The following is a 26547-nucleotide window of genomic DNA, read 5'->3' on the forward strand; positions in this document are numbered from 1 at the left end:
AATTACTGCCTCCCTTCAAGGGATGTACTGATTGCCATAAGAGTTTTTAATTCATCTGCATAACGTGAGCTAGACTGTTCATTCCCAACTACATCGCCCAACGCGCTCTTCCTAGTAACTAACTGCTTATCGACTTTATCAATATCAGCATCGATCTGTTTTAAGAAGTCAATCAATGGCTGTAAGTCGGAAAGAGGATCTCCTGAAAAAGTCATAAGAATAGTTAAAGGGTCATCCTCATCCAAGACCTCGCCTATGTCACTAATTGCTTTAGCAATTTGCTTTGCATTTCTCTTTACTGTGTCAGATGATACAACAGCAACGTTAATTTGTGCATTGTTAATCTCAGTATAAAACGTTTTACTCTTCGTCACTAGTTCAAGAATATCGTCTTCATCAATCTCATCACTATCAAAATAGTCATAAATGCATTGAACAACAGTCCGCGCAGCGGCGACTTCTGCCCTAGTTACACTACCAATTCGATCAACAATATCCTTAAGGTAAGCAAAAACATTTCGTCTAAGTGTTACTGCATCTTGTGATTGTAAATCTTCTTCTGGGATAGCAAGCTTATTCGTTTTAACCTTGCGGAAAACATGCATTAAGTTAGGCTCATCAAGAACAATTACAGAACTGCCGCCACCTTGGGGTAAATTAAAATACTGTCGAATGGTTTCTCTATTGGTATTATCAGCACCTTTCTGAGAAAGAAGAGAAACTATGGAATTCCATTCTGGAGAATGATTTGTTTTACCTGATTTTGCAGTTTTAGCCTGAAATAGGTACTTAACAGTTAAGTTCTTTAGACTTCGCTCTCTGAATTCCCCACACAATATCATACGATACATTTCAGCAGCAATTGCAGCTTCAATATAACTGGTTTTTGAGGGAACATTTTCACTTACTACCTTGACAAGATCATTCTTTATCCTTGATGACCATGCAGTAACAAGGTATGCATCCAAATCAGAATCGGGATAGTTCCAACTTTGATTTCCATATTCTCGCCAACGTATAAAGGCACAAATTACGTTCATTGAATCCCAGTTCGCAGGCATTGTATAAAAGCCAGTACCTTTAGTCTGATTTTCAAACATAATTAGCGTAGCCCTTGCAGATTTTAACTTGGATATATTATCCATAGAGATTCCTTCTGCCTGCCAGTTTATCGACGAAAACAAATATGAACACATATCTCCTTGTGCTGCACGAAGTATACCGCTTGTACCAACATTTGCTGAAATATCAATTACTTGTCCACTAGACCAGTTCGTTAATACCGCATTCGCCTTACTCATACGTTCTTGTATTTTTACTGGAATAGGAGACGGATTTGTAGCCGAGTTCGGAACCAGAACCGGATCCGGTTCTGGATTCGGATTAACTACTGAGTTAGGATTCGGCGGCTGAACTTCAGACAGGCTTAATGAGGGGAGTCCAAGTTCTTCAATAATATTTTTCTTTACTGCGGCAATATAAGTTACACCATCTTTAGTATATTGATCAGGATTACCATCGCCCCAAATACTCAAGAATCTCAACAGACGATCTGCCTGAGATTCATCTTTGATCTGATTATGAATACGATAGCTTAATGTAGTATTCACATTTACAATATTGTACTTTAAGCTCGGAAAATTATCTTTATTACTCAAAATATCATTCACGACTGGTTCAATAATATCTCGAAGAATATATCTAGGCGTTTGATGTCCCTTTGTTAATTCATATTTGTAAAGATAGCGGATGCTATTTTTAGTAAAGGGATACAAACATAATTGCTTGCCAGATTCAATAGAAACAAATTCCCAGTTCGCACCTTCTTTGACTTCGTGAACAGGATAATCTGATGCAGCTGCGTGATTGTCTAACCACGTAGTAATTGTTGAGTTAGGGAGAGACATGGTATTTATATATCTTCCTATGAACTCAAAAATTCCATCCTCATCAAAGACATCACTTGGAATATATACATACTGTGTAATACGATCCTTATGATTATCCCTAAAATTATTTTGGAGATAGCTGCTGGTGGTGCCAACAATAGAAGAGATTCGACAAATTTTGTCGACCGCATTCATACCTGTATGTTCAACGATCAATGCATCAAGCAAAGCATTATCAATACCAGTAAAGGAAGTAACATCTTCGATAAATAGAGTCAGATTCTTCCCAATGCGATACAGCTCTTTTCGAATATCCTGGATGATCTGCCTAATATCACCTGGCTCAATTCCGGCACACCGCTGAATAACATCATTTACAAACTGATTTAAATAATTTGCTATTTTTTTTGCATCTTCTGCGCCACTCTCGTCTGCCATTAATTCGCGAGCCATCTTTTCAGCTTTTGGATCAGCGCCCGCTCTATGAATATCCTCAAACAAATCGGTGGAAATTATGAAATCATCGGCAACAAATTGAGCAACCGTATCTCGGTCAACAAGGGTATGTTCTGCAATTTTTGAATACATGCGTTCAATAGGTCCTGTTGCAGACATCAAATAGTCATGAACTACTTCATTGTTTAAAAATGCTTCCAGACGTTTTCTTTTTACATTGGTTATTCTTATAGAATGGCTTTCATCATCATGCTCAATTTCGATAATGAAATTATGGTAGATCATGTCCTTAAGCTTGTCTTCGTCTACGAAAACAGAGGCACGCATCAATCTTTCATATATATCTTTATTGGCTATACCCTGAACTTCCGGCATCTCAAGGAGCTGGCAGATTGTACCTTTTAATGTGTTATCGCTACGTCTGATAAAAAAAACGACTTCATTTTCCGGTTTCTCTTGCTCGAAGCGGGTCTCAAACCATCTAATCAAGTGAGACTTGCCGGTGCCACTCTGCCCATAAATAGCAATAAATTGGTGCTTATTCTCAGGATTTAAGATGAACCTTTTGTAGACAGACTCCTCAGAATAATCTCTACCACCTGATGGCTGAATATCAAACTTGTTAAGTAAATGAAGGCGTCTAATTGCTACATGCGTTGCTAAAAAGTCGCCTTGTGAAACAGAGATTATATCCGGCTTTACAACGTAGGAAAGTCGTTCTCTTGCTACACTTGAATCCATATTACGCCTCCTATTTACAAATGGTTATGTTGGTCACGGTGCTGCTTATAGCATGAGCTTTAAGCGTATAAAGATTCCATATATCCTCTTGGTCCAAAATATGCTCCAATGTAATAATGCCTGCATCGTGAAGAACACGAAGTCCGTTAGAAACGCCGTAGTTCAGCTTACGGTTTGCAGGATTCGGGTCGATTATCATATGACAATATGGCATGATTCGAGATATAAACTCTCCAAAAGAATATCTTCTGTTCTTTTCAAGCCCAACGATTTCAATTATATCTTTTAGGAAAACATCAGCATTGGGAATAACAAACATTTCTTGTAAATATCCAAGGCCAAGAAATGATACCCAGAAACGCCATGCACGCATAGCCATTGCATCGACCGGACGATTAATCATTTGGCTCAATTTTGGGGCTATATTTGCTACATTTTTCTCGCCCTTAAGAATTGCACTATCGAGAGAATAGTATGCTTTTGTAACTTGATAGAATTGCCCCGCACTAAATTGTTCCAGCATGCCATTTGCATATTTCCTCATGGAACCCATGGATTTTAGTACACTCGAATATACTGCTAACGAAACCATATTATCTGAAATAGTAATCAATTTAAGCTCTTCTGCGGCATTACGGTAATCCGAATAATATACAGATCCATTATTCAAAAAGTCTGGTTCCATTTTGTCCTTCAGGTCCGAGTTTGAGATAGGACCTTTTTCTACTATCTTGCAAAGCGTATAAACCCTTTCTGGAATGGCGGTTGTAACCATCTTATCTTGGAACATATTGCCTCCTTACACTTGTGGACAAATTGAATTGACCGGTATTACTGGCCCATCAACTAAATCTGAAAAAGCTTTGTTTACCCATTCAAAAAATATATTTTCTCTCAGAATATGAACCACTTTAATCCCAGGTCGTTTACTCAAGTTATTTGTAATATAGATTAGTTGATCATATATCTCTTTCGGCGTCCCACTATAAACTACAGCAACCATACCTGAAATATAATAGTAACTTTTTTTCTTTATAAGTTCTCTTAAAGAATAGCCATTCAAGATCAATAGATTGTTGTTGCTGGTAATTGAATCCAAATAATGATCTGTATCTTTATCACTAGATGCAACCAAAACAGCTAATCGTTTTTCCATGAGATGATTGACCAATTGGTCTTCCTGGGACTCTGTAGGTATTAATACAATATCGCTAGATCCGCCAAAAATGGCTAACTGATCTTGAGCCAAGTCTTTCATTGGCAGTTTTACTGGCACCTTGAGAGGGAACTCGAGGAAGTCGCCTTCATTAGCATTGCTATGAGCATTACATCCTGCACAGTATTCTGAAACTTTATCATATGTTTCATAAAACATTTCAGACCAGCATACTTTTTCGCTATTTCTTATCGCATATTTCATCCAATGAAATGCTTCAACATAATAATCCCATTCAGTTGTATGTATTTGATCTATCACTTGAAACTGATGACTATCATTAACACGTAATGCATCTTCAATGATCTCAATCACAAACACATACTTTCCCGATTGTGGTAAAACTTCACGAATACAAATTAGGCCATATCGTCTTAAGAATAAGATTACATAGATATTCCAGTTCATATCTGCATCAGAAGTGGGGGAATCATCAAAAACATCTGCCGCACTACTGTAGCTTGGCTTTATTGAAGTATTTATATAATTTAAATTGCCAACTCGTTGCGAATTCTTATTGTTGTACATGCTATTCCATCGGCCAATAATCTTTTCCGTCGTCATTACCTTTTTGGAAATGCGCTGAAAAGAAATATTAATATCACCTGGATGAATACACATGATACTCAGACAGGGCAATTTGTCCCGGCCACCACGGCCAAGCTCTTGATAGTATGCATTTGGGTTCTGCGGAATGTACATATGCAAAACAGTGCGAACATCGCTCTTGTCTACGCCCACACCAAAAGCAGATGTTGCGATCATTATTTCAAATTGGTCATCAGCCCAAGCATCTATCAGCTCTTTTCTTTGGGATCCGGTAGTTAAACCGGTAAATGTTTTTACATTCAATATTCCATTTTCATTAAGAAGATTTTTAATCTCGGATGCATCATCTGGACGCGCAACATAAATAATCATCGGATGTGGCATCTTCCGCACCAGTTCAAGCATCTTCTTATTCTTGTCAGTATATGACCTGGCCCTGATTAGCATATAATGTGGTTCATGCCTTAAAGAATCACATCTAATTTCAATCCATTTGCCATCCTGTGAGAAAAAATCTTTCAGAACAGAAACACAATGCCGTTCATAAGTTGCGGAAAGCAGTATGGTTCGAATTGATGGATTGCCAAGAAGTAGCTTCTTGCGCCATGATTCCAAGCACTGATAGTCTATTCGGAATGAAGCACCCCAATCAACGACAATATGAGCCTCATCTATAACTATATTTTTTAGATATCGAGTAGTGTTTGCCTCTTTAATGACATCTGCAAAACCCTGATTGTTTATTAATGCTTCGGGTGAAATAAAAAGCATTCGTGCCGTTTTTTGCTTAATTGCCTTAAGAATAGGAGCAGCATCAACACCACTACTGTAAGAGAAAACCTCGTTTTCAATATTGCTGGACTTTATTATTTGCTTAGCTACACGAACCTGATCTATAGCTAAAGATACCGTTGGAACGATTATAACTGTCAAACCATCTTTCTGATATGACAACGTTTGTGTTATAAGGCTCTTTCCACCACCTGTAGGAAGCGACACTAATGTTGTAAATCCATCAGGAGTGTTTAATGCACCATAAACCGCCAGTTTCTGATCCATTGATTTAAAAAGCGAAAAACCTGTGATTGTTCGAATCGATGGGTCAGTATGCAAATCATACACTTTTGAAGAACTCTTCTCAGCATGTTCCGTTTTCAAGAAGGCATATTCTGCAAAGGTTTGATTTGTATAATCCGGAAATTGAAAGGCAGCAAAATACCTCCCACTTTGAGGATCTCGGGATATCGCAAATAAGTTATCGTTCGGGATTTCGATATTATCCAGGCGAATATCCGTTTGTAAGGTTAACAAATAATCCCTCAATGCAATCAAGAAATCATTAAAGCCGCAACCATTACAACTAAAAAAATCAAAAGCAACTTTTAAGCGCTTAATTGTATGTAACTTGAATTGTTCAAAAGAGTCTTTGCCTTCATCAAACGCAATAGGCAGTTCGTCAATTCTATTATTCAAATAATCTTCTACAAGAGATTCAACCTTCGATTTGCTCATTTGTTGCTTCCACCATCCATACAAAAGCTGCAGAATCCAAGGTAACTTTGGGGTGTTTAATTGCTTCCAAAATTACTTCTTGCTCATGCTTAAGTTCTTCCAGCTTGTCATCACTAATACCATAGAACTCACTGTTCGCAACTCTAGCTGATAAAGTACGTTCCATTTCTTCCCTAGCACCGCGAATATTTGATCTACGTTTAAACTGCTCAATAGCTTTTTCAGAAGCGGTTTTCCGTGCAGTCGTTATCATTTCAGTCCAAGATTCTTCAGAATATTCTTCTTTGAACCAAGCGATATTCGACGATTCACTGATAATATCTTTTAAGTAACCAGCCGAATGACTTCTCTTTCCAAGATGGATTGTTTTTGCTTTGTTAAATCCCGCATTTATAACCTGAATATATTCGCGAATAATTTTTTCATCCCCATAAGATTCTATGTTTTCTATGCTGATTGGAACAACGACTTGTTCAGACATCAGATAATTTCTATATGGACTAAGTGCATAAATTGAAATTTCATGATCCAAAAGATAGGCTTCATTCTGCGCTAATGACCAAGTGAAAATCAAGCCTTTCCAGTTTATACTCGCAGGAATAGCAAACGCACTTGCTCTTCCTTTGCATGAATTCATAGCGTTGTTAACAATGCAATCGAAAACGTCATCGCCTGGAGCAAAAAAATGTAAATAGTCATTTTCTATGGCTTGTTTTCGTATAAAAGTTCCCTTTATGGAACTACCTTGACTCTTTATTGCCTTACTCTTGTTGTAAGCATCCTGAACATCATTTACAAATTTGTTTTGCTTAGAATTCAAGTAATCGTTCCAATGGGGCGGAATCAGCTGCGAGTTTATTGCAGACTTAGGAGAAAAGGAAGCAGCAGTATATGTAATCACCCCAGACTTACTTCCAAAACCATGGAAGCCAGCCAAACTAGCCCAATTTGTCATTGTGCTTGCAAACAGCTCGTTTTCATTACGCGCATAATAATCAATTAAGCGCTTTAATTCAGCATACATAGGCCGGAACATAAAACCTGCTGCATCATAATTTTGTTCTTTTCGGACGGTTTCTCGCATAGAATCTGCCAGTTCAATAATTTTTGGAATCCGTTCAAACAGTCCATATTTGAAATCTTCCTGAACGGCGGTAATGATCTCCTGGTTTATATCCTTCATGATAATTTCCATACCACTTAAGGATTGAGTAAAGATTTTTAGCCCTTTACTCCAGAAACCAAACAAAGCATCTTCAAAAGAATCTTCAGTGTGAACCACAACAGAATACACAACCGACCTTGACTGGTCACGCTCAAGACGATCCAAACGGCCAATTCGCTGTTCGATCATATTAGCATCCCAAGGAAGATCAATATGAACAATATAATCTGCGCACTGGAAGTTTCTGCCTTCGCCTCCTGTATAGTCACAAAGCATAATTCGACATGTTGACTCATTCTGGAAGCGGTATGCGTTTATTTCTATTTCCTCTGCAGATATATCTGCGCCAAAGAAACTGATTTCTTCAGCAGGAAATACTTTTCCGAGCGCACTCCTGTAAGCTTCAAAAGTCTCTTTATAGTTTGTAAACAGGACTATCTTCTTATCATACAACTCATCATACAAAAGATTCATTACGGATACTATTCTAGTACAATAATCATCTTCATATGTATCAGGGTCATTTAAAACATCCGAAATATTATTTAAGAGATGATCCTCTGTATGCAACCAGTTTTCAGCATTGCTAAATAAATCCGGGTCTAATCCAACGCCTTTCTTTTTAAGCGATTTAAGCTGAAACGAAAAAGCCCAAGGCGAACTAAAGAACGCTCCCAATAATGGGCGTACTATGCCTTCAATATCAATTGAACCAGCATTTTCTGTCAGCCAATCCGATATAATCTGATAGCAAACAGACTCATACGTATTCTTATCTTTATCTAATTGATATGTTACTGTCGAGAGTTCACGAGTCGGAAGCAGACGCTCTCCATCTTCACTGGCCTCAAGAATTTTACGCCGATTTCGAATAATATTACTTTCGACTTGGTAATTACTACAGATATAAGAAATAATCACCTTGATTAGATATACGCCTAAATCTTCATCTTCAAAGCGAATATCATTTAATAATGCTGTTAATTTATCATCATTAAGTTCGTCACATATTTTTTCCAGATCATCATGAATTTCCTCATACAGTTCTTCACAGTCTTCTGAACTATGGGGATCATCTCCATTGTCTCTTGCATTACCTATTTCTTCTTCAAAGTCGCCCAAATCATCAAGTATCAACGCAGTTTTTTGAATAATTCGGCTTTGCTTTCCGACTAAGAAACTGAAATGATCCAAATCATATAAATCATATTTTTGCGGTTGTAATAAACGAAGTAAGTCTAAATATTCTTCACGCCGCTGCTGAACCGGTGTAGCACTTAATAGCAAGATATTCTTTGCAGACAGACTAATAGAGTGTAGCAAAGAGTAGTAGTCTTTAATAGCGAGGTATCTATGAACTTCATCAATTATAACGAAATCCCATTTCATATCAACAGCATCAATTTCAGAAATGGATTTAATGGTTACGGAGTTGTTGTCTTTCCCGAGGCCTGTCGGAATATTAAATTTTAACAGAAGTTCAGTTTCCCATTGTTTTCTCAAAGTCTCCGGGACAATAATCAGGACATTTATGTTTGCTCGATTTTTCATAAATATCTTGAGAACAGAAATTGCCTCAATGGTTTTTCCCATACCAACTTCATCAGCCAACATATACCGACAGGGGCTTTCTTGTAGGCAACGCATAATTGAATTCACCTGATGAGGCAGAAGATATATCTTTGAACCTGCTAGCTCTTTAAACCCATAAATAGAGTTTTCCAGAACATTCATACTCCTGGAAACAACTGCATGTCCCATATACCAGCACGGATTTTGGAATTCGTATTTCCGAAGCTGAACAGACGGATCCACCTTTCCATTTGTGAAAGATGCAATAATATCTTTTTCGGAAACCCTAAATACTGTTTTTGATTTTACGGTCTGGACATAGTAATAGTAAAAGGCGTCTCTAGACTGTTGCTCCGATAAAACTTTACAGATTTCACCCTTTACCACTACCTCTGAACCGATAAACATACTGCAGTGGTCAACCAAACTGATTGGCACTTCAATCGTTCCATGAGGAAAATCTTCAAAAAACAGTAAGAACTTGAACGGGTCATGAATCTTAACAGCTAATGTTTGTTTGAATTCATCAATTTTTGTAATCTGTCCGCAAACAAAAACTCGAGGATCTGTCATGCTTTCCAGATCTGCAGGGCATCTTACATACATCTTTTCACTAAGCATAAGCCACTCCTTAGGAATTCGCTCTAGCATAGTAGGCTGCGCAAAACTCTCTATTTGAGCAGTATTGGCACCACAAATCGACATCCTTTCGGAATTTGAGCTTCTGTAATATTTTTTCAGACAATTCCTCAGCTATCTTTTCATCTGTAATGGAAGGAAATTCATCCTGTAAAATGTTCTTTCTAAATGTTCTAGGGTCTGCAAGTTGTTTATGGATGAATAACTCTCGAATCATCATATACTGTCTCTGCTCTCCAGAAAGGACGGGAAATTTTTTTGCCTTACTATCCAACATACGATTTCTTATATTGTTAATCACATCTATGCGATTTACATTTAGGACAAACGGGAAGTATTTTTTTAACTCATCAAATGCATCGTTCAATTTCTCAATCAATACGATTTCACTGATTGGCAGTCCTTGAAGTTCCTCTTTCACCTGGTTCTCTAGCAAAACCTCTAAATATTTTATAAGCAAAAAGTTATCTTTGTATATGGTAGTTCCCTCGGTGATTGACTCTAACAAGAAACGATATTTGCAAATACGATATCGGAAGTAATCGTACTCAGTATATTTCCCGTCCGGACTACCAGAAACCGCTATATCTGATACATCGGTAAGAAAGCGGCCAACTCTAGTTTCCTCATAAGGTTTCTTTTTTACTCCGAGAATCTTTAACAAGTAATAAGGATCACGTTCTTTATCACCATTCCGTTTTACATAGCTCAGCTTAAACTTGGCCCGATTGAACTCGAGTCCATATAGCAATGCATATCGTTTGAAATTTTTGTATTCTTTTCGAGCTTTAACAAATACCTGATACTTCCAATCAACTGGTTCCTGCGCAACTTCGAAAAAATCATCATCTAATGGCCACGGGAAAACGGACTTTTTAACAGAATCAATATCCTCATCCGATAAGCATGCAAAGTGATATGTTATTGCGTCGTTCTCGACTTTCTCATCTGGGCTACGCATTATATCGCCATCAATCTGTTCAAAATTCCTAACAATCCAGTTAGCACTTTTTCCTAGTTTTGTTTCCTGAACAAGATAAATGGACATAGTCGCTTTTAAGCACTCAAACGAAGCAGACGCATCAATGTTTTCTACCTCTTCAAGTCGCTCAAGAACCCGGCGAATAATATCTATAAACTCGTCGCTCAAATCATGAGCATCTAAAATATCATCCTGCAAGTAGTTCTTAAGCCTCTTATAAAACTTTCGGAAATTATGCGATTGATTTTCAAAATCCTCATAGAAATATGCTGCTAGTTCATCCAAATCAGTTAAAGCCTGTTCCAGTTTTGCGAGATCTTCCTTTGAAACGGTGTAGTATGAGATGTGACTTACATATTCCTTTTTTGTTGAATCAGTCAAATGTGTCTGATTCTTTCTCAGCTTTTTGAGACGGGATACCATCTCATCAATAGATGCACAACCTTCAAACAGAGCAGATGTTCTTCCAAAAATAGTAGCTAATTGTCCTAAATAATCTTCCTTAAGAATCCCTGCCTCTAAACATTCCTTGATATCATTAATGTCTGTAATAAGAATTTCATTGCTAGCTGCATCCCACATGTTAGCAATTGCCAGGAAGAAGTGCCCTAAGGGATAATCTAAAAACTGTCTCTCTCCAAATTGTTCCGGGAAATAGATCTTGAGAATATTATTAGCAGAACTATCTGCAGCATATATCTGTTCCCGCATTCTACTCATGGGATTAGCTGGATCTGCTTTTTCTGCAGCTTCAAATACATCCGCAACGTAATTTGCGAATTCTGTTATATTGTCAAATTCTATGATTTCATAAGAGCTATCGTGAACAACGCCGTCTGTCCGACCATCTATTAACTTTCCCAAATTATCTGCCAGCATATTTCCTTTATAACTTACAGGGTATTGCAGACTTGGCCTGAATTCTGTCCCGCCAAAATCTGTAATTGGGCAGTCAAATGCAGTATAGATATCAATCCAGGTTTGATATGCGTTCTTGTACTGCGCTTGATAGTTGAACAGGAGGATAACTTTCTTACATTCCGACAGCTTTTCTATTGCACGAAGCATAATAGGCGAAAACTGATGTACACCATGTATTACAATCCGGTCCGTTTGAACAGAGAATGGATCAAAGTCTTTACGTGCTTTGGCCATAGTTTTTCCAATCGCTTCATCAATGGATACCTCATCGAAGTCGCTTCTTAATATAAAATCTTTTTTCTTCTCTGTTGACAGGATCTTTTTAAATACTTCGACAATAAAAGTCTGTTCAGGCGTAAGTTTGTCTACAAGAATATCCTGAACATTCATGTTTAATTCAAACATTACCCGGATACTTTCAAAAACCTCTTCGCGATTAAAAAGAAAAGCTCTCGCAATATTCTCTTGCATAGTCGTACCTAACACAGGGGGGAGACCATTGGCGATAATATTATCAATATCTGTATGTTGCTTTACAATACACGCAGTACTTTCCCAATACTCAAAAAGAGTTTCTACTAAGTTTTGTACCGTTGTAACTCGGCCCTGCTGGAAGTCTTTTTTATATATGTTCTTTAAACCATTTACTAAAGTCTGAGAAGCACAGAAATAAGGGCATAATTTAATCTCATCCCAGTATGGCTCAGCATCTAGCTTATATGGGTCTCGGTATGTGTAAATTACAATCGACATCTTATTCCTCCAGTAGGGATCCCCAGCTTATGCTTGGATTCCGGTCCAGATTCTTAATCCAAACGCAGTTTCTAATCGCTCTTGTTAATGCAACGTACAGAATCCTTGATTCCTCTGATATCTGTTCATCAACTTCGATTGTTTCATCGTAATTTGAATTACGTTCTCTGACTTTGTTCTCAAACAATACTGTATATGCGAGTTTTGCTCCAGAATAATTTGCATCCAGCTTAACCTTTCGAATATCGCTAATATCCTCATCTGTATACGGCAAAATAACGGTTCCATACTCCAATCCTTTTGATTTATGAATTGTCGTGCACAAAACCTGTATGCCATTATCATCCACTTCAATCTCTCTCGATAACTGTTGTTGCCCCGTTAGAATATTAATTTTTAGGCATTCAACTATTTGGTTGAGCGTAAGCGTATCTACACGAGAATATTTAATGATTCGTTCCATTAAGTATTCATAATTTGCCATGTAGTATTTCTGATCTTGTGGCTGATAGCTATATTGTTTCCAAGGTTGAAGAGCATCATATAGCTGCTTTAAGACAAAAAGGATTGGTTGTGTATAGGCTTCGTTGATTACCTGCTGCCATGTCTTTTCCATACGCACTTTAAAGAATTCGTCCAACACACGGGTCAAATCCTTGATGCAGTCTTCTTCGGACATCCCATGGTATTTCTGATAGTCGAGTGACAGGCTTGTATAGTTGGATTCAATAAAGTTAATCAGGTATATTGAATTCGCAGAGTTATTTAATGCCAACACCAGCTTGTAAAAATCTTGCGAAGATTCTAACTGAAACAAATCGCCACCAGATTTAGTATCTATTTTTATTCCTTCCTTTTTGGCTGCGGTTACCAGCTTATCCACTTGCCAATTATTGCGAACTAAAATGGCAATTGTGCGTTCTTCTTTGCTCAAAGGATCTTGATGATTTTCCTCTCTTTTTTGCATCATATTTGCAAGAATTGACTTTTGTTTGCAGAGGATATCGATAAAAGTTTCAAAGAACTTATTTTCATCTTTTGCGTGACAGGGGATCGATATTAGTAGTTCATCATCTCCAATATCAGTAATAACGCTACTAGAAAGCTGATCTTCTTTAGCCGCATATGGAAGATATTTCCGAGAACCCATGCCGCTAAAAATATCATCATATAATTCTAGTAAACGATTGTCGGATCTATAATTGATTGTTAAATGATAAGTATCCCAGTCAAACAGACTATTATTCATCAATTGCGTAAACGCACTGAGTCTGGCTCCCCTGAATCGGTAAATGCTCTGTTTTAAATCTCCCACAACAAACATTCGGCAATCCGCATTGATTACCTTTTGCAATTTTTGAAACACAAGAATTTGTACATCATCAGTGTCCTGAAATTCATCTACAAAAAAATATTTCAATCTAAGAGCTTCCAATTTTCCAGGGAGCTGATTTAAGACCTTGTCAAGCAAAATAATACATTCATTGAGATCCATATCATTTGTAATATGTGTTTTTTCAGAATACTCTGTCTCGGCAGGAATGATTACCTTTTCAATCATTTCATTAAAATATGGAATCACATTTTCAACAGTAACTCCCATTTCTGAAGGTTTGATTTGCTTTAAGTCAATACTTTTTACCAAAAGACGATCCGCAATTCCAATCACTTTCTTTTTTAAATCGTAGATTGGTACCGGTATTTCATTGATGAAATTGGGGTTGTTCGTTTCCATCTCATCAAGAAAGTTGCTTAAATATATATCGTATATTTTGCCGCGAAGATATTCATCAGATGAAATTCGGAAATTTGTACCGAGTCCGGTGTAGAGAGATTCACCTCGTAAAATATCTAATGCAAAACTATGAATTGTGGATATATGAGCGTGATCAGTGTCTTCGACAAACTTCAAATAACGCGGATCACTTGTAAGCACGAAGTAATTCACAAACATTTGCTTGAGACGGACTTTCATATTGATGGCAGCATCGTTCGTAAATGTCACCATTGCAATTTCATCAGCAATATTAGCAACCGCGCCGATTTTCTTATTACACAGGAAAGCCACACGGGAGACCATAGAGAAAGTTTTTCCAGTACCAGCACCAGCTTCGACCAACGTATTATGTTCAGTAGAAGCATGCTCTACGCTATACTGTTGCTGATTGAATGTTGTGACATCAGACAGTTTCTGCACTATTTCTAAATCGCCCGCATTAAAGAAGCCTTCTTCAACGTGTACAGGAGATGGAGTTATACTAGAAAGGTTACCTACACAATAAATTTCAAGATTAAACGCTCTTGATGAGGTGCTCCCAATTTTAAGTCCAGTTTTATAACTCACACTCAATGCATTACCGCTAGGCTGAATATTATGTGCTTTAAAACTTGTATTGAATGCATTTGTTAGAGCTGAGTAATCTGATTCATTAGCCACAAATACAATATTTTTTATGCCACTAAAATATTCCAAAATAATCCGATCAATATCTGATGCCTGCAAATGATTCGGAAAAGCTGACAATATGGAATATGGTTTCGCCTTAATATCAGTAGGATGGGAATGCTGAATAAAATCCGGTTCCCAATCCTGACGCAGCTTTAGAATTAAATCATAGGAAAAATCGGCATGCGGAATGCTCTTTGCCGAATCGTAAGCACTCTGAATTTTCTTTACCAATTGTTCCTGACTTTCCAAATCTTCCTTGAAAATTGTAAACTGCTCCTCTGATACAATGTCCAAGTGAGAAGTTTTATATTCTGATTCGGAAATGAAAGGATAGCATACCATATCAAAAACAAGCGGACTAGTGTTATACTTCTCGACTATCTTATTAAGTAATGCAAACCTGTAAGCCCTCGCTTGCTTTTTTGGTGAACGCTGAGGTTTTTCATAACCTTCAACAATAATATTATCGATCCCCTGAACATTAATTTTGTCGCTAAGCCATCCTTTGACTTCGATGATCAACGCTCCGACATTTTCCATGAATAAACAGTAATCAAATTCACGACCGTTAATCTCACGATTATTGTACACGACAACATTGCTTGGAAGAAATGCTTTCAAGCTTTCCCACACTCTTGCCTCTCCATGATATGTGGGCTTTCGGTCGATCATTTTTGCCATAAGAATTCTCCCAACTTTCAGCTAACATTTGCAATTAATCATATTTTCACTAACGTTTCTATTGGTTCAGTTTTTAGGTCAGAACTTCTTATTGTTACAACTATATAGAAGCACAGTTTTTATGATGGTTATTTTTATTCGGCAAATTATTACATACATTATAGCATATTATAGCAAAAATAATAACAATTTATAATTCATCCACATGTTTTTGCTAGGAATAAATAATTGGAGAAGCTTGCTAGCTTCCCATTATTCTATAAGGGGGAGTGTATATGGCAACGACGCGGCTAATGCCGCTACATACCGGCAAGGGCCGTGATGTCGGCACGGCAATCAGTGACATTATTGAATATGCAGAAAATCCGGAGAAAACAGATTACGGCAGGCTTATCACCGGCTATGGATGCGACAGCCGGACAGCCGACGCCGAGTTTCTTTTTTCCAAGCAACAGTATGCCACACTAACCGGCAGGACGCGCGGCTCTGACGATGTGATCGCCTATCATCTCCGGCAGTCTTTCGTCCCCGGCGAGGTCACGCCGGAGGCAGCAAACCGGATCGGCTGTGAGCTTGCCAAACGCTTTACAAACGGGGACCATGCTTTCGTTGTCTGTACCCACATCGATAAACACCACATTCATAATCATATCATCTGGAATTCCACGTCACTCGACTGCACACGGAAGTTCCGAAACTTTTGGGGCAGCACCAGAGCCGTGCGGCGGCTCAATGATACGCTGTGCATTGAGAACGATTTGTCCATCGTGGAGAATCCGCATCGGCACGGCAAGAGCTATAACAAGTGGTTGGGCGAACAGGAAAAGCCCTCAAATCGGGAACTTCTGCGTATGGCAATAGACGCGGCTTTGGTTCAAAAGCCCGCCGATTTTGACGCGCTCCTGAAGCTCTTGCGAGACACCGGATATGAAGCCAAAACGGGAAAAGTCCTTGCCCTGCGCGGGAAAAATCAAAAGCGGTTTATCCGGCTGGATACGCTGGGCATCGGCTACAGTGAAGCGGAGCTTCGGGCCGTCCTCTCCGGCGAAAAAATACACACACCGCGCAAAAAAATCATCCGGCCTGCGCCGGATAAAAAGATCAATCTGTTGGTGGATATTCAGGCCAAACTCCGCGCAGGAAAAGGCGTCGGTTACGAACGCTGGGCCAAGGTGTTCAACCTCAAGCAGATGGCGCAGACGGTTAATTACCTGACCGAACATGGCCTGCTGGAGTACGGTGCGTTGGCCGCTAAAACTGCGTCGGCAACCGCCCGGTACAACGAGCTTTCCGCACAGATCAAGGCGACTGAAAAGCGGCTGGCCGAAATTGCCGTTTTGAAAACACAGATCGTGAATTACGCCAAAACCCGCGATACCTATGTTGCCTATCGCAAGGCGGGGTATTCAAAAAAGTTTCTTTCAGAGCATAAGAGCGATATCCTGTTGCACAAGGCGGCAAAGAAAGCGTTCGACGATCTGGGCGTGAAAAAGCTTCCCACCGTCAAGTGCTTACAGGCCGAATACGCGGCGCTTCTGGCAGAGAAAAAAGCGGCTTACGCTGATTATCGCAAGGCCCGTGACGAGACGAAAGAGCTGTTGACTGTGAAAGCAAACGTCGATCATCTGCTTGGCCCCGACAGGCGCGAAGCGGAGAAAGAAAAAGAGCATGAGCAGCGATGAGCTGTCCATGCTTCCGGAAGCGTCCGTAGGACGCGCAGCCGCACAATTTATTGTGCGATCAGAGGGGATTGGGGGCCTGCCACCAACAAGCAATTTCCCGGTTTTCGCGGCAGCGAAAAATCGGGAAATGGGCATCGTGGGTACCACGATGCATTGCTTGCCACTATTATCAACAATTAGTGATAACTACCATGAGTTTGACCCCATACAGCGTAAAAGTCGCGCTGTACGGTTGGCGGCAGACAGTTTAAACGCTGCCTATGATACCCTAAATACTATCGCGCGGAGATGATACGGTTAGCTTCCTTGCTGCCTGAACCTGATATTGTAATGTCAATGCAAGGTGCAGAAGAAACACGAGGCCAAAACTCATGACTGAAATCGGCGACGTGCGGCGCTTTACCAGCAAGGCGGCACTGGTGGCGTTTGACGGTGTTGATGCCTCTCCGTTTCAGTCAAGAATATTCGGCTCCAAATCGAGACATGTATCCAAGCGCGCTTACTCGCAGCTTCAAAGAACGCTATTTTAAGTTATAGTCAGCATGGTTAGAGAGGATAAACAATGCAGGCTTATCCTGACCGCTGATCAGAATATATCTATAATCTGAGCCACTACTGGCTTAAAGCCGGTAGGCGATTGGCGGCTGGAAGCCGCCTAAGACATAGAGAACGGATGCCTTTTATATCAATCTTACGCAGGGCTATGGCAAGCTTTCTAATCTTTCTCGATTTCTGCGGAGTGGGTTGATTTAAAGGTTTCGCCCGAAGGCAAGGGTCCTAACAACATGTTGGCAGACAATAAATTGTATATCAAAACGCTTAACAAGTTCATCAATGCGTTTTCAACTGAATTTGTAATTAATTTGAGATAACATCAATCTCAAACACATTAATAACGTCTGCATCGGGGCAGCAGAAAGCAATTTTCCCATAGTCCTCGCTGTTTGGAACATTCCCACCATAACGCAAGATATCTACGTATGGAAATGCAGTATGCATGGCCATTGGGCATAGTTTCCCTCTATCAGCGTCAAAATCAAATTCATCACCAATACTATGACCATGATGGCATTTATGATTGCCTCTTTGATCAATCAGTTTCAAAATAATTCTTGGATGTCCTGACATTGTATACTCCTTACGTTGCGATTGCAACATGACTTTGTATATGCTATGATCATAAATGGGGGTGAGTATATACCAAACGAAATTGTAAAATTAAAGATTCATGCTTGTTTGAAAACATTCAGGAAAGCAAAAATAAAATAAGTGTAAAGGAAGCAAAATTATGGTTCGATATGAGAGATATGTTTACGATCACGACATTATCACTGCAATTCTTGATTTATGTGAGATTGTTCATGTTGGGTTCATGGACAAAAATAACGCTTACGTTGTTCCCATGAATTACGGATATGGTGTTACAAAAGATAAGCTTTTGATTTTTGTTCATACAGGTAAAGAAGGTTATAAGTTAAAATTGATTAAAAATAATCCAAATGTCTGTTTGTCATTTGCAGCATGGAGAAATTATCCTGATCATCCTTATAAAGGACATGTCCATGATTTTCGGTCTGTTATGGCTTTTGGAAAAATTCACATGATAGAATTGGATAAGGAACCTGAATACTGTAAAACTGCACTTCAGGCTCTATTTAAAAAGACACACCGTAGCGGATGTAAAAATCCTAAAGGTATCAAGGCTATCAATATGTATGTTATTGAGTGTAATTGGGAGGATGTGTCGGGAAAGACCGAAATTCCCGTTCGCAGACCTGAAGATGTTCCGTTTGTAGATGTCTACAATGTGCCAGAAGATAACGAACCCTATGATGATACTGATTTATATCTCACAAGGGAAGATAATATTAAAAACAAAAATTTTCTGGGATTTATTGACTAAAACAAAGATTAAGAAGCTATGTAAAAGCGAAATGGATGGTTGATTTCCTGTCGCCTGTGCATAAGAATCAGTTTCAAAATAATCCTTGGATATTTTAACATAGTATACTCCTTACGTTGCGATTGCAACATGACTTTGTGTATGCTATGATCGTAAATGGGGTGAGAGTGTATGCCAAACGAAATTATAAAAATTAAAGGCTCGCGCTTGTTCGAAAATATTCAGGAAACCGAGCTGACCGCCATGTTAAATTGTCTGGGGGCAGTAACCAGAAGTTTCCAAAAATCAGAGTTTATTTTTATAGAAGGTTCGGAACTCAAACAAATCGGTGTGGTGATTGAGGGAACCGTTCATATGGTCAAAGAAGATATATGGGGTGAAAAGACAATTTTTGCCACCATGACATCTGGGGAAATCTTTGGAGAAAGTTTCGTATGCGGAGATTACAGTAGCAGCGCCGTATCCTTTCAGGCGGCAACTGATTGCAAAATACTATGTCTGTCATTCCATCGCGTACTTTGTTCATGCAATAAATCCTGCGTTTATCATCATAAGCTTATTGAAAATATGGTGACTTTAATCGCACGAAAAAACGTGAAGCTGATGGAAAAGATGGATATTCTGTCTAAAAAGTCCATACGGGAACGTGTTTTAACATGGCTTTCTCAGCAGGTACAGATAAACCAAAGTGATAAATTCGAGTCGCCGTTGGGACGTATTGAGCTGGCTGATTATTTATGTGTAGACCGCAGCGCCTTAACTAGGGAACTATCCCGAATGAAAACTGACGGGTTGCTGGATTACGATAAAAATACATTTTCCATGGAAAGGCTAACATAATAGAATCTTTCTTTAAAATGGTTCCCGCTATTGCCGGGAACCATTTTTTTTGCAAATCATTCGTCAGAGTCCATCTGGAAAGAGAGTTTGTATTGCCATTCTCCAAGCTCATTAATAAACAAGATTAGGTCTTTTTCATCACAATCGTAACCGATGAAGAAAAAAGCCCTATAAAAAAATCCCATTATTTTGTGATCCTTCAAGAGCTTTACATCAGAAATTGACGAAGAAGCCATAAAAAGCAAACCTGAGAGAAGCACGTATCTCAATTGCGCATTTTTCATTCCATTTAACCCTGCAATATCACAATCATTATTACGTCCGCAAGGCGAGGCACATTCCAGACACCGGGGCACCAGTTTCCACTTTTCTTCATGAATCACCTCAATTTGATCGTGAATCTGCTGGCAGGATTCCTCCCAATGTGGGAAGCACATCTGCATTCCTTTGAGAAAAGCCCTATCTGTTTCTTCCGTTGGTCTGTTTACGTTTCCATCTGTTGCGCGTGCAAGTCCAATTAGAGCTCCTATCAATTGCCCTTTCGCAATTTGAGGATTTTCTTCTTTATACATTTGATTGCCCCCTATAGCAGTCGAAGGAAGTAATATTCATTATAAATTTGAAATTCACTTCTGTATGTTGCGATTGCAACGTCATTGTGGAAACTGAACATTATAATAAAAAGTTGAGATATTAAAAAGATTGCGGACAAGTGCTTTATTAAGGAGGAAAAATAGATGGGCTTTTATCTCAACGAGAATGGCCTGAATGCTATCTTGGAATGCTTAGGAAAAGAATATAAGATTTATGGGCCAATCCGAATCACCGGTGGCAATACTTTTTCTGACGTGGATTGTATTCGGTACGGGGTTATTAAAAAAGCCAGGGATATTGTGTTTGACCAAAAATCAAATTATTCATTCAAAGAAGTGCTGTTTCCTGTCTCTCAGACACTTCTGTCTTTTACGGACGAGCGGATATGTGAAGCGGAACCGGAGGAAAAAGGTAGTATCGTTTTCCTTCGCAGTTGCGACCTGCATGCAGTCAAGCGGCTGGATGGAATCTTCCTTCAAAATGGCCGCAATGAAGATTATTATTACAAAAGGCTACGGGAAAGAACAAAATTTATTTTAATGGGTTGCAGGAAAGCATTTGACAGCTGCTTTTGCGTCGATATGGGAACTAACCAAACGAACGAATATGATATGAGCCTTGAGCCAACAGACGGAGGTTTCCTCGTAGACAATCGTTGTGACGAATGGAGCAGGCTTTTGAAAGAGCATTGTATGGATCAGAGGGTAGTGATCCCTTCTCATGTTTCGGAGACGAAAAATCATGTTTTGATACCAAATGAGCTTTCCCCCGAAGTAGGCAAATCGAAAATATGGGATGAGTATGACAGTCGGTGCATTAACTGCGGCCGCTGCAATTTTGTTTGTCCGACCTGTACGTGTTTCACGATGCAGGATATTTCGGAAAGTCGAGTTGTTGGAGAGCGTCGGCGTGTACACGCATCCTGCATGGTCAATGGTTTTACCGACATTGCGGGCGGCGGGAGCTTCCGAAAGAAAAACGGTGAGCGGATGCGATATAGTATATATAAATAAAAATTATGATGATGTTGCATTTGCAACATCATCATACCCCAAAATCCTGTACAATCGAGAACAGAAACGGGGGTGAGAGAGATAAGCAGCATATTTGAAATCAGTGCTTATCAGACATCGGCATCCGAATTTTTTGATAAAATTCTGCAAAATCACGCGGATCTTGTGCTGGATGTACGGTTGAAAAACGATTCACAGCTTTGCGGGTTTACAAAGAAAAAAGATTTAACTTTCTTTGTCCCCAAAATCTGTCATGCTGCTTATGTCCACGACCGCTTTTTCACGCCGGAACCGCAGCTTCTAGACCGTTATCTTCATCATTGGATTCAGTGGGATCAATATTCTGCAGAGTATCGGTCTGCTATGGAAGCCCGAAACGCCATCAGTTACTTTCAGGAGCATTACGGGAACTACTCCTGTGTATGCCTGATCGGTACAGCCACTAAAAGACGTCGTTCCCACAGCGAGGTCCTTCGGGGGCTTCTTGCAGACTCAAAAAGACTGGCAGGTGAGTGATTATGAATTTGTATCATAAAATCAAAAAATATTTTTTGAATGAAGAACAGGAGGAACAAGAAATGGGAAACAAAATGTTTTGCTATCAATGTCAGGAAACAGCCGGATGCTCCGGCTGCACGCAAACGGGTGTTTGTGGAAAGACACCCGAAACGGCTAATTTGCAGGATCTGCTTATCTATGTAACAAAAGGTCTGTCCGAAGTAACTACACAGCTTCGCACAGAGAAAAAAACGATTTCTACGGACATTAATCATCTTATTACGGAAAATCTTTTTGTGACCATCACCAACGCGAACTTTGACCCTGATTTTATTACTGACCGCATTCAGACTACGCTAAACCATAAAAGAGAGTTGCTGGGCCAGTTAAATAACCGCGAGAGTCTCTCTGAAGCAGCATTATGGGATGCGCAGAAAGTGGAATACGCGGCGAAAGCTTCTTTGGTCGGCGTTCTTGCCACTGAAGACGAGGATATCCGCAGCCTGCGTGAACTGATCCTCTACGGTCTCAAGGGCATGGCGGCTTATTTAAAGCATGCGAACGCGCTTGGCAAGGAAAATGAAGCAGTTGACGCATTCCTGCAGAGTGCGCTTGCCAAAACAATGGACAGTTCTCTTGGTGTCAATGAGCTGGTGGCTCTAACGCTGGAAACCGGAAAATATGGTGTTGATGCGCTGGCACTGTTGGATGACGCAAATACATCCGCTTACGGAAAACCGGAAATCACAAAGGTAAAGCTTGGCGTCGGTAAAAATCCTGCCATTCTGATTTCAGGCCATGATCTGCGCGATCTTGAAATGCTTCTTAAGCAGACAGAGGGCACCGGCGTCGATGTCTACACCCATTCCGAAATGCTGCCTGCACATTATTACCCTGCATTCAAAAAATACTCCCATTTTGTCGGCAATTACGGCAACGCATGGTGGAAGCAGAAGGAAGAGTTTGAAGCCTTTAACGGCCCAATTCTTATGACAACGAACTGCCTTGTTCCGCCAAAGGACAGCTACAAAGACCGGGTTTACACAACAGGCACTGTAAGCTACCCCGGATGCCCTCACATTTCAGGCGGACCCGGTGAAGAAAAGGATTTTTCTGCACTGATTGCCCATGCTAAACGCTGCGCTCCGCCGACTGAACTTGAAACCGGTGAAATTGTCGGAGGCTTCGCACACGACCAGGTCCTCGCACTCGCGGATCAGATTGTGGCTGCGGTAAAATCCGGCGCTATCAAGAAATTCGTTGTCATGGCCGGATGCGACGGGCGGGCGAAATCCAGAAATTACTATACCGATTTTGCGAAGGCACTTCCGAAAGACGCGGTTATTTTGACGGCTGGTTGCGCCAAATACAAGTACAATAAGCTGAACCTAGGCGATATCGGCGGTATTCCGCGCGTGCTTGATGCCGGTCAGTGTAATGACAGCTATTCTCTGGCGGTGATTGCCCTCAAGCTCAAGGAAGTGTTCGGGCTTGACGACATTAACGACCTGCCGATTGTCTACAACATTGCATGGTATGAGCAGAAAGCGGTCATCGTACTGCTGGCGCTTCTGGCCCTCGGTGTAAAAAACATTCATCTTGGCCCGACGCTGCCCGCATTTCTGTCTCCTAATGTTGCGAAAGTCCTGGTGGAAAACTTCGGAATTGCAGGGGTCTCGACCGTGGATGATGATATTCAGAACTTCTTTGGTCCGCAGGAAAAGGAGCCGGAAGCAAAGGTGACAGGCGATACGCTCATTGGCGATATTCTTAGTTTCAATCCGGAAGCGGAGCGAATTTTAACAGGCTGCGGGATGCATTGCCTCGGTTGCCCCGCCTCTCAGATGGAATCTCTGAATGACGCATGCGCGGTTCACGGAATCAACGTAGACGAAGTTTTGCACAGATTGAATCAATTTTTGAAATAATGAACGGCAGAACCGGTGCGACTTTGCCGCACCGGTTCCTTTTAGGAGGATAATTTCATGAGTGCATTTTTAGGTCCTGTTCATGAGTGGATGTATCAAAAAATAAAAGGACAGGAATTTCTCGTTCAGGCCATTCTCTCACTTTCAGAGTCAGAGGGTTGGAGTAGCGGTCTTCGGCAGGAAATCAATCAAAAGTACGGAGAGCTTGAGCAAGGTCCGCTGGAAGGAATTATTGACGGGAACAATATCCACGGTTGGCTCTATGAGCGTGTTGCATGTGTTGAAAACCGTTTGGCATATGCCGTCACTCAGCTGTTGAGCGGCCATGAAGAAAGACTTAAGAGCATTTTATCTGTATTTTATCAGGATGGGCAGGAAAAAGGAACATCGTCCTCCTCCAATTTTGACTGTATGCAAATTTACACCGAAATCACCGATTTTCTTTTAGACGGAATGCCCTGCGACAGCGCAGTAGAGGTTCAGACCGAAAGTCAGGATGAAGTTATCTGGAGTTATGTCGGGGGTATCCACGAAGAATATTGGAAAGCACTCGGCGCAGATGCAGCCGTTTTTTATCGTTTACGTGCTGAATGGATCAAAGGATTCTTATTTCAAAAGTCATTTGCATTTGAGCAACTGAACGGCCTCACCTTCCGAATTTCAAGAGGGTAATATGAATACAACAATTTTTGAAACATTAAAAGAAGAACATGACCGCATCTTGACATTCTGCGGTTATGTTCGGAATACGTGCGCAAATTGCATTGAGAGCCAAAGCGTTCATGTTGCAGAGTTCCGTAGTATGGTTCAATTTATCCGCGATTACGCGGACGGACATCACCACCGAAAAGAAGAGAAAATTCTGTTTCAAGAAATGCTTGACCGTTTGGGCAGCGTTGCGGTCAATCTGGTCCAGCATGGCATGTTGGTGGAACACGATTGGGCAAGACTTCTGGTGTCTGATTTGGAGAAAGCACTGGATGCATATGAAAAAAACAGATCCACCAAGAACATGCTTGATATCATAGCCAACGCCGTCGGTTACTGCAATTTGCTGGAGCGCCATATGGAAAAAGAGAACACAGTCGTATATCCCTATGCGCAAAGGAATCTTGATCCCGGTGTGGTTCAGAGGATGACCGAGTTGGCGGAAAAAATGAATCGGGAAGATTTCTTTATGGAACGGTATTCGGACACTGTTCGAAAATAGCTTTCCGGAAAAATGGTTCATGGAAGCGATGAAGTGTTTTTGCATCCGTTTAGAAAGAAGGAGAACCATGAAATATCAACTATCCGAACAATGTTATGCTATCGGAAAGACGATCATAAAGCCGGATAAGGAATTTTCTTTTCTGGCTTACCTCATCACTGGGAAAGCAAACATCTTGATTGACACTCTCCCCGACAGAACTGCTTCCATGCTAACGGATGAAATCGTTTCTGTCATTGGAGAAAAGCCGCTGGATGCCATCATCCTGAACCATTCCGAAGAAGACCACAGCGGTGCTCTTCCAATGGTGCTGCAGCAATACCCGGACGTTCCCGTCTTGTGCACGGAAGCCTGTAAGAAACGTCTTATGAGCGCACTCCCGAAAGCCAATTTTCATGCGGTTAAAACCGGTGATGCTGTTGAATATGGGGAATACAAGTTCACGTTTTATGAGACTCCGGGATTGCACTGGGATGATAACATGGTAACTTTCTGGAACAGGAACAATATCCTTTTCTCTAACGATTTGTTTGGACAATATGCGGCGGCGGAACCTCCGATAGACCTTGATTACCCAGTAGACACGCTTTTAAAAGCGGCAGAGCGTTACTACGAAAAAGTATTCGGGTCCGCGTCACAATCAGAAAAAGAAGTGGTTTTAAAACTGGCGGACCTGCCAATCCGGCTAATTGCTCCGGGGCATGGGCTGATTATTGAAAATGAATTCTCCGCTGTAATGGAGCTTTATAGAAACAAAATAGAATAATAGAATTGGCAAAACGACAGCCATTGCTGAGAAAGGATTCATCCCTCTTGCGGCAATGGCTGTCTCCTTATAGTTCTGGGCAGGAGCGTTCTCCACGGAAATGTCCAAAGCATTTGTTTTGGGTTCACTCTTTTTCCTGCTCGCTAATCTTCTGCCAACGGATACAAGATTCCGTCCTCGCGGCGAATTCTTTCTTCAATCAGACTGAACATTTTTTTGCTGTCTGTAAGGAAAGGATCCTTGCTTTGAAGAATTTTAAAGGGCGTATTATACTGTTGGACAAACGCTCCAAACTGTTCCGCAAGGCTACCCATCTCATGATTGAATTCTTTCGCTTTATCCTTTACTTCCTGACGGTTGCTATGCATAAGTGAGGGGTACAGAAATTTGTCTTCCGACATCAGATGCATTTTTAGTTTTCCAGACAGGGCATTGATCTGAAAAGCAATATCATTTATGTTTGACTCAAGGTTAGCGGAAACCAAAGCGTTTATATTTTTGATGAGTTCATAAATCTCCCCGTGCTGCTTCTTTAACATCTCCAGATTGTTCATGATTTTGTTCTCCTTTTTACTTGTGGTGATATTA

18 protein-coding genes and 1 pseudogene are annotated in these 26547 nt (G+C 40.3%); 10 read left to right on the forward strand and 9 right to left on the reverse strand.

What is annotated here, in order from left to right:
• Positions 1 to 2: 2 nt before the first annotated feature.
• The 6 genes from ACQGQ5_RS09735 to ACQGQ5_RS09760 are packed head-to-tail and all read right to left on the reverse strand — an operon-like array spanning position 3 to position 15525.
• Positions 3 to 3086: an ATP-binding protein gene (locus tag ACQGQ5_RS09735; protein ID WP_455736332.1), complete on the reverse strand. Its 3084-nt coding sequence runs from the start codon at positions 3084 to 3086 to the stop codon at positions 3 to 5.
• 10 nt (positions 3087 to 3096) lie between these two features.
• Complete coding sequence (locus ACQGQ5_RS09740) at positions 3097 to 3876, reverse strand: hypothetical protein (RefSeq protein ID WP_455736333.1); 780 nt, start codon at positions 3874 to 3876, stop codon at positions 3097 to 3099.
• Between the two features lie 9 nt (positions 3877 to 3885).
• Positions 3886 to 6363 (reverse strand): DEAD/DEAH box helicase, encoded by a 2478-nt coding sequence (locus tag ACQGQ5_RS09745; protein WP_455736334.1) that lies wholly within the window; start codon positions 6361 to 6363, stop codon positions 3886 to 3888.
• A complete protein-coding gene (locus ACQGQ5_RS09750; RefSeq protein ID WP_455736335.1) occupies positions 6344 to 9721 on the reverse strand; it encodes an SNF2-related protein in 3378 nt (1125 codons plus the stop codon). The genes ACQGQ5_RS09745 and ACQGQ5_RS09750 overlap by 20 nt, the downstream gene beginning before the upstream one ends.
• Before the next feature lie 10 nt (positions 9722 to 9731).
• On the reverse strand, positions 9732 to 12395 hold the full coding sequence (locus tag ACQGQ5_RS09755) for a hypothetical protein (protein ID WP_455736336.1): 2664 nt from the start codon (positions 12393 to 12395) through the stop codon (positions 9732 to 9734).
• A gap of 1 nt (position 12396) precedes the next feature.
• Entirely contained in the window at positions 12397 to 15525 is a 3129-nt protein-coding gene (locus ACQGQ5_RS09760; protein ID WP_455736337.1) for a UvrD-helicase domain-containing protein, read from the reverse strand.
• Positions 15526 to 15800: 275 nt separating this feature from the next.
• Here ACQGQ5_RS09760 and ACQGQ5_RS09765 point away from each other — a divergent pair, with 275 nt between their 5' ends.
• Positions 15801 to 17207, forward strand: coding sequence for a relaxase/mobilization nuclease domain-containing protein (locus tag ACQGQ5_RS09765; RefSeq protein ID WP_455736338.1), 1407 nt, complete (start codon positions 15801 to 15803; stop codon positions 17205 to 17207).
• 368 nt (positions 17208 to 17575) lie between these two features.
• Positions 17576 to 17737: pseudogene (locus ACQGQ5_RS09770) on the forward strand (transposase); the annotation flags it as partial.
• Positions 17738 to 18065: 328 nt separating this feature from the next.
• Here ACQGQ5_RS09770 and ACQGQ5_RS09775 read toward each other — a convergent pair.
• Positions 18066 to 18335 carry a TIGR04076 family protein gene (locus ACQGQ5_RS09775; protein WP_195464795.1) on the reverse strand — a complete coding sequence of 90 codons (270 nt, stop codon included), beginning with the start codon at positions 18333 to 18335 and terminating at the stop codon, positions 18066 to 18068.
• A gap of 160 nt (positions 18336 to 18495) precedes the next feature.
• Here ACQGQ5_RS09775 and ACQGQ5_RS09780 point away from each other — a divergent pair, with 160 nt between their 5' ends.
• Together ACQGQ5_RS09780 and ACQGQ5_RS09785 are read left to right on the forward strand one after the other, a co-directional pair.
• The gene (locus tag ACQGQ5_RS09780; protein ID WP_266161651.1) at positions 18496 to 19110 is read left to right on the forward strand and encodes a pyridoxamine 5'-phosphate oxidase family protein; all 615 of its coding nucleotides are present in this window, start codon (positions 18496 to 18498) and stop codon (positions 19108 to 19110) included.
• A gap of 171 nt (positions 19111 to 19281) precedes the next feature.
• Entirely contained in the window at positions 19282 to 19950 is a 669-nt protein-coding gene (locus ACQGQ5_RS09785) for a Crp/Fnr family transcriptional regulator (protein WP_195464790.1), read from the forward strand.
• Positions 19951 to 20006: 56 nt separating this feature from the next.
• Here ACQGQ5_RS09785 and ACQGQ5_RS09790 read toward each other — a convergent pair whose 3' ends face one another.
• Positions 20007 to 20522 (reverse strand): hypothetical protein, encoded by a 516-nt coding sequence (locus ACQGQ5_RS09790; RefSeq protein WP_266161649.1) that lies wholly within the window; start codon positions 20520 to 20522, stop codon positions 20007 to 20009.
• Between the two features lie 165 nt (positions 20523 to 20687).
• Between ACQGQ5_RS09790 and asrA the strand changes: the two genes are divergently transcribed.
• The 6 genes from asrA to ACQGQ5_RS09820 all read left to right on the forward strand — a co-directional run bounded on the left by asrA (position 20688) and on the right by ACQGQ5_RS09820 (position 25959).
• Positions 20688 to 21557, forward strand: a complete 870-nt coding sequence (gene asrA, locus ACQGQ5_RS09795) for an anaerobic sulfite reductase subunit AsrA (RefSeq protein WP_455736339.1) — start codon at positions 20688 to 20690, stop codon at positions 21555 to 21557.
• 72 nt (positions 21558 to 21629) lie between these two features.
• Positions 21630 to 22073 carry a DUF488 family protein, N3 subclade gene (locus ACQGQ5_RS09800; RefSeq protein WP_266161644.1) on the forward strand — a complete coding sequence of 148 codons (444 nt, stop codon included), beginning with the start codon at positions 21630 to 21632 and terminating at the stop codon, positions 22071 to 22073.
• A 62-nt stretch (positions 22074 to 22135) separates the two neighbouring features.
• On the forward strand, positions 22136 to 23983 hold the full coding sequence (gene hcp / locus ACQGQ5_RS09805; RefSeq protein ID WP_326975662.1) for a hydroxylamine reductase: 1848 nt from the start codon (positions 22136 to 22138) through the stop codon (positions 23981 to 23983).
• 57 nt (positions 23984 to 24040) lie between these two features.
• Positions 24041 to 24655, forward strand: a complete 615-nt coding sequence (locus tag ACQGQ5_RS09810; protein WP_326975376.1) for a hypothetical protein — start codon at positions 24041 to 24043, stop codon at positions 24653 to 24655.
• A 1-nt stretch (position 24656) separates the two neighbouring features.
• The gene (locus ACQGQ5_RS09815; RefSeq protein WP_326975375.1) at positions 24657 to 25193 is read left to right on the forward strand and encodes a hemerythrin domain-containing protein; all 537 of its coding nucleotides are present in this window, start codon (positions 24657 to 24659) and stop codon (positions 25191 to 25193) included.
• Positions 25194 to 25260: 67 nt separating this feature from the next.
• Positions 25261 to 25959: an FprA family A-type flavoprotein gene (locus ACQGQ5_RS09820; protein WP_195464773.1), complete on the forward strand. Its 699-nt coding sequence runs from the start codon at positions 25261 to 25263 to the stop codon at positions 25957 to 25959.
• 143 nt (positions 25960 to 26102) lie between these two features.
• On the opposite strand, the gene ACQGQ5_RS09825 is transcribed toward ACQGQ5_RS09820, so the two are convergent.
• Positions 26103 to 26513: a hemerythrin domain-containing protein gene (locus ACQGQ5_RS09825; protein ID WP_195464771.1), complete on the reverse strand. Its 411-nt coding sequence runs from the start codon at positions 26511 to 26513 to the stop codon at positions 26103 to 26105.
• Positions 26514 to 26547 lie beyond the last annotated feature (34 nt).

Source organism: Caproiciproducens sp., assembly GCF_053840905.1.

What these genes read in the sequence shown, in the direction of transcription:
- ACQGQ5_RS09755 (WP_455736336.1), bottom strand. Translation starts at nt 12,395, where the DNA reads ATGTCGATTGTAATTTACACATACCGAGACCCATATAAGCTAGATGCT.
- ACQGQ5_RS09760 (WP_455736337.1), bottom strand. Translation starts at nt 15,525, where the DNA reads ATGGCAAAAATGATCGACCGAAAGCCCACATATCATGGAGAGGCAAGA.
- ACQGQ5_RS09820 (WP_195464773.1), top strand. Translation starts at nt 25,261, where the DNA reads ATGAAATATCAACTATCCGAACAATGTTATGCTATCGGAAAGACGATC.
- ACQGQ5_RS09735 (WP_455736332.1), bottom strand. Translation starts at nt 3,086, where the DNA reads ATGGATTCAAGTGTAGCAAGAGAACGACTTTCCTACGTTGTAAAGCCG.
- asrA (WP_455736339.1), top strand. Translation starts at nt 20,688, where the DNA reads ATGGGCTTTTATCTCAACGAGAATGGCCTGAATGCTATCTTGGAATGC.
- ACQGQ5_RS09815 (WP_326975375.1), top strand. Translation starts at nt 24,657, where the DNA reads ATGAATACAACAATTTTTGAAACATTAAAAGAAGAACATGACCGCATC.
- ACQGQ5_RS09750 (WP_455736335.1), bottom strand. Translation starts at nt 9,721, where the DNA reads ATGCTTAGTGAAAAGATGTATGTAAGATGCCCTGCAGATCTGGAAAGC.
- ACQGQ5_RS09790 (WP_266161649.1), bottom strand. Translation starts at nt 20,522, where the DNA reads ATGTATAAAGAAGAAAATCCTCAAATTGCGAAAGGGCAATTGATAGGA.
- hcp (WP_326975662.1), top strand. Translation starts at nt 22,136, where the DNA reads ATGGGAAACAAAATGTTTTGCTATCAATGTCAGGAAACAGCCGGATGC.
- ACQGQ5_RS09740 (WP_455736333.1), bottom strand. Translation starts at nt 3,876, where the DNA reads ATGTTCCAAGATAAGATGGTTACAACCGCCATTCCAGAAAGGGTTTAT.
- ACQGQ5_RS09785 (WP_195464790.1), top strand. Translation starts at nt 19,282, where the DNA reads ATGCCAAACGAAATTATAAAAATTAAAGGCTCGCGCTTGTTCGAAAAT.
- ACQGQ5_RS09765 (WP_455736338.1), top strand. Translation starts at nt 15,801, where the DNA reads ATGGCAACGACGCGGCTAATGCCGCTACATACCGGCAAGGGCCGTGAT.
- ACQGQ5_RS09745 (WP_455736334.1), bottom strand. Translation starts at nt 6,363, where the DNA reads ATGAGCAAATCGAAGGTTGAATCTCTTGTAGAAGATTATTTGAATAAT.
- ACQGQ5_RS09780 (WP_266161651.1), top strand. Translation starts at nt 18,496, where the DNA reads ATGGTTCGATATGAGAGATATGTTTACGATCACGACATTATCACTGCA.
- ACQGQ5_RS09825 (WP_195464771.1), bottom strand. Translation starts at nt 26,513, where the DNA reads ATGAACAATCTGGAGATGTTAAAGAAGCAGCACGGGGAGATTTATGAA.
- ACQGQ5_RS09810 (WP_326975376.1), top strand. Translation starts at nt 24,041, where the DNA reads ATGAGTGCATTTTTAGGTCCTGTTCATGAGTGGATGTATCAAAAAATA.
- ACQGQ5_RS09775 (WP_195464795.1), bottom strand. Translation starts at nt 18,335, where the DNA reads ATGTCAGGACATCCAAGAATTATTTTGAAACTGATTGATCAAAGAGGC.